Source organism: Saccharomonospora halophila 8 (assembly GCF_000383775.1).
In the GTDB taxonomy this organism is placed as follows: Bacteria; Actinomycetota; Actinomycetes; order Mycobacteriales; family Pseudonocardiaceae; genus Saccharomonospora; species Saccharomonospora halophila.
This window is the reverse complement of the sequence record NZ_KB912498.1, coordinates 63460-67148: the sequence shown is the minus strand read 5'-3', so window position 1 is coordinate 67148 and position 3689 is coordinate 63460. Positions and strand designations below refer to the sequence as shown.

The 3689-nt window shown below is 71.6% G+C and carries 4 protein-coding genes and 1 pseudogene; 2 read left to right on the top strand and 3 right to left on the bottom strand.

Going from position 1 to position 3689, the window contains the following annotated elements:
* A partial coding sequence (locus SACHA_RS0104695) for a hypothetical protein (RefSeq protein WP_019807579.1) occupies nucleotides 1–352 on the bottom strand: 352 nt, incomplete at its 3' end.
* A gap of 212 nt (nucleotides 353–564) precedes the next feature.
* Here SACHA_RS0104695 and SACHA_RS0104690 point away from each other — a divergent pair.
* Complete coding sequence (locus SACHA_RS0104690) at nucleotides 565–1452, top strand: helix-turn-helix domain-containing protein (RefSeq protein ID WP_028662890.1); 888 nt, start codon at nucleotides 565–567, stop codon at nucleotides 1450–1452.
* 2 nt (nucleotides 1453–1454) lie between these two features.
* Entirely contained in the window at nucleotides 1455–1664 is a 210-nt protein-coding gene (locus SACHA_RS0104685) for a DUF397 domain-containing protein (protein WP_019807575.1), read from the top strand.
* 134 nt (nucleotides 1665–1798) lie between these two features.
* On the opposite strand, the gene SACHA_RS0104680 is transcribed toward SACHA_RS0104685, so the two are convergent.
* Nucleotides 1799–3418 (bottom strand): succinic semialdehyde dehydrogenase, encoded by a 1620-nt coding sequence (locus tag SACHA_RS0104680; RefSeq protein WP_019807573.1) that lies wholly within the window; start codon nucleotides 3416–3418, stop codon nucleotides 1799–1801.
* A gap of 91 nt (nucleotides 3419–3509) precedes the next feature.
* Nucleotides 3510–3689 (bottom strand): annotated as a pseudogene (locus SACHA_RS0104675) (TetR/AcrR family transcriptional regulator); the annotation flags it as partial.

Here is a 3689-nt window from a genome sequence, read left to right as displayed (position 1 = left end):
GGTGCGGCCGGGGTTCCGGCGTGTGCCGGCGCCGTGCCCGCGGTTCGGCCACCGGGTCCGGGTCGGGGTCGAGTGCGATCTGGACGGCGAGGTAGGCGCGGCACGGCAGTGCCCCCCGCCTGCGGAGGAACGGTCTGCGTCTGCCGTGGCAGACGGTGCAGTGGCCGCTCGGCTCGACCCGGTGGTCGGTGAGCACGGCCTTCAGGGCGCCGGCGAGCAGGGCGACGTTGAGACTGTCCAGTTCGGCGCGGACGCCGGGGGAGGTCCCGCCGCCCGAGTGCGTGATCTCGTCGAGTCTGCGGTGCACGCTCGCCTGGAGTGGGGTGACGATGCTGGGGTCCCGCCCGGCCACGTGATCTCCCGATGTTCGCGTTGTGGAACGGTGGTTGCGCCGCGGAGCACGAGGGAGCATACAACCGCCGGCTGCAATTTGCAGTCCGTCGATCGGGGGCCACGGTGCTACCCAGGGTCTCGCCGCACCGGTCCGGCTTGCCCGTGCTGATTAGATGTCCGCGGAAACGCTGCCGGAGCGGGGTCCGGGAGCGCGGAACCGGAGGTGGAGCGATGACACGAGGCCACGGCCCGACGGTGCGGCGTCGCAGGTTGGCGGGCGAACTACGGCGCCTCCGTGAGGCCGCGGAGCTGACCATCGACGAGGTCGCGGACCGGCTCGAATGCTCCGCCTCGAAGGTCAGCCGCATCGAGACCGGCCAGGTCGGGGTGACCCCGAGGGACGCCCGCGACATGCTGGAGCTGTACGGGGTCCACGGCGACGAACAGGAGGCCCTGGTCCAACTCGCCAGGGAGGCCCGCAAACGCGGCTGGTGGCACGCCTACAACGAGGTGTTCACCGGGGCGTTCGTCGGGTTGGAGGCCGATGCCAGCTCACTGCGGGCGTACCAGGCGCTGCTCGTCCCCGGATTGTTGCAGACCGAACGGTACGCCCGGGCGGTCATCCGGGCGATGCGTCCCGGCGCGGAAGAGTCGGAGGTCGACCGCAGGGTCGCCGCGCGCATGGCCCGGCAGCGGCTGTTGAGTGAGGAGAACCCGCCCGGGTACTGGGCAGTGGTCGACGAGGCGGTGCTGCACCGGGTCGTCGGTGATCCCGGCGTGATGGCCGAGCAGTTGTCCCGGATCGCCGAGGCCGCGCGTTCGCCGCACGTCACCGTCCAGGTCGTCCCGTTCGGTGCGGGCGCCCACCCGGGGATGGAGGGGCCGTTCCTCATTCTCGGTTTCCCGGAACAGGCCGACCCGGACGTGGTCTATGTGGACAGTACGAGCAGCGGGCTCTATCTCGAGATGGAGTCCGACGTGCGCCGCTACGCCCTCATGTTCGATCATTTGCGGGCCGCCGCGCTCAAGCCGGACGACTCGGTGGACGTGATCACCGGTGCGGCGTGGCGGTTCGCCAGTGGCAGTGACATCTCCGATGTGGAGCGGATGAAGGAGTGACCATGCTCATCAGGACGGACTCGACCGAACTCTCGTGGCGCAAGAGCAGCCACAGCGGCGGAGGTAACGACTGCGTCGAAATCGCTTTCACCGGCGACGGCGCCGCCGTGCGGGACTCGAAGAACCCCGCGGGGGGATTCCTGACCGTGCCCGCGGCGGAGTGGGACGCGCTGCTGGCGGCGGCCCGGAGCGGGGAACTCGACCTCCGCTGACCGGGACCGGACCGCGGCGGGAGGGTCCGCTGCGGGCACGCCCGTGACGTCGTCTCCTCACCTTCGGCCCACCCCTTCGGCCGGAGGTGAGGAGACGAACCACGGACGGTGCGGTGGTGGTCGGGTGCTGGGGGTCAGCGGCGCGGCAGGCGGCGCAGCAGCTTCATCCCCGCCGTCATGCCCTTCGCCCACAGGGCGGGCGGCAGTCCCCGCGGGGGACGCAGCCGCACGCCCCGCTGCACCGCGATCGACTGGCTCTCGGTGTACTTGAGCAGTCCCTCGGCGCCGTTGCGCCTGCCCACACCGGACTCCTTCATCCCGCCCATCGGGACCCCGACGGTGCCGAAGGTGGCGGCGTAGCCCTCGTTGACGTTCACGGTGCCCGCCTTCAGCCGGGTCGCCACAGCGGACGCGGCCCGGGTGTCGCGGCCCCACACACTCGCGTTCAGGCCGAACGGGGTGTCGTTGGCGCGTTCGACCGCCTCGTCGACCTCGGAGTAGCCGTAGACCGACACCACCGGGCCGAACGTCTCGTCGGCGAACACCCGCGCGTGGGCGGGCACGTCGGTGAGGATCGTGGGCTCGTAGAACAGTGGGCCCACGTCGCCGCGCGCCCGGCCGCCGGTGACCACGCTGGCGCCCGCGGAACGGGCGTCGTCGACGTGGGCGGAGACGGTGTCGAGCTGCTCGGTCGAGGTGAGCGAGCCCAGGTCGGCGCGGTAGTCGAGGGTGTTCCCGAGCTTCAGTGCCCGGGTCCGCGCGGCGAAGGCGGCCAGGAACTCCGCGCGGATGCTCTCGTGGACGTAGATGCGCTCCACCGACACGCACAGCTGACCGGCCGACGAGAAACACGCGGCGACCGCGCCCGCGGCGGCCTTGCCCACGTCGGCGTCCGGCAGCACGATCATCGGGTTCTTACCGCCCAGTTCCAGGGAGTACGACGTCAGCCGCTGCGCGATCGTGCCAGCGAGGGTCTTGCCCGTCGGGGTCGACCCGGTGAAGCAGACGTAATCCGACTCCTCGACGAGCGCGTCGCCGATCCGGGAACCCCGGCCCAGCACGATCTGCCAGGCGTCGGCGGGCAGCCCCGCGCGTTCGGCGAGTTCGTGCAGCCACAGGGCCGACAGGGCGGTCTGGTTGTCCGGCTTCTGCACGACGGTGTTGCCCGCGGCCAGGGCGGGCAGGACGTCCATCGCGGTCAGCGCCAACGGGTAGTTCCACGGCGAGATGACGCCGACCACGCCCTTGGGCTGCTGCACCCGGGTGGCCCGGGTCAGCACCGGCAGGGCCCCGGGCGCACGGCGGGGCGCGAGGAGCCGCGCGCTGTGCCTGCCGTAGTAGGCCGACACCAGCGCCGTCGCGCTGATCTCGTCGAAGGCGTCGATCCGCGCCTTGCCCGCCTCGACCTGGATGAGGTCGAGACCCTCGTCCTGCTGTTCGAGCACGAGGTCGTGCAGGCGCGTGAGGATCCGCTGCCGCTCGGCCGCGGGACGGCGTGCCCAGGACGTCTGGGCACGCCGCGCGTCGGCGAAGACCGACCGGGTGTGCGGGTCGGTCCCCTGCGGCAGCACCGCGCTCGGCAGGCCGGTGAACGGCGCCGTCATGGTGACCGACGTGGCGTCCGCGCCGGACCGGACCCGGGCGAGCAGGGTCCCGGCCCTCACCCGGGACGGGGCCTTCGGCACCCCGCCGACGGTGTCCGGGTGCTCGGGGTTTGGCGTGTGCGTCGCCGCCTCCGGCATCGTGCTGGTCATGACGCCTCCGAATGCCCGTTGTTACTGATGAGTAGTTCCCCGAGTGAACCATACCGTCGGTACGTACGCACGGATGCCCGACTCACCCGACTCAGGTGTAGAGCGCCGTGGCGATCCGTTTCCACTCCCGCAACAGCTGTTCCCGTCGCTGCGGGTCACCGCCCAGTTCGGCGTCCAGCGCCAGGCCCCGCGTCAGGTTGACCGTCAGCCAGTAGAGCGTCTCCAGTCTGTCCCGCGGCAGGTCGCCGACCAGGGCGGCGAGCCGGTCGAG

Coding starts and splice junctions, on each gene's coding strand:
- SACHA_RS0104690 (WP_028662890.1), top strand. CDS start 565: ATGACACGAGGCCACGGCCCGACGGTGCGGCGTCGCAGGTTGGCGGGC.
- SACHA_RS0104685 (WP_019807575.1), top strand. CDS start 1,455: ATGCTCATCAGGACGGACTCGACCGAACTCTCGTGGCGCAAGAGCAGC.
- SACHA_RS0104680 (WP_019807573.1), bottom strand. CDS start 3,418: ATGACCAGCACGATGCCGGAGGCGGCGACGCACACGCCAAACCCCGAG.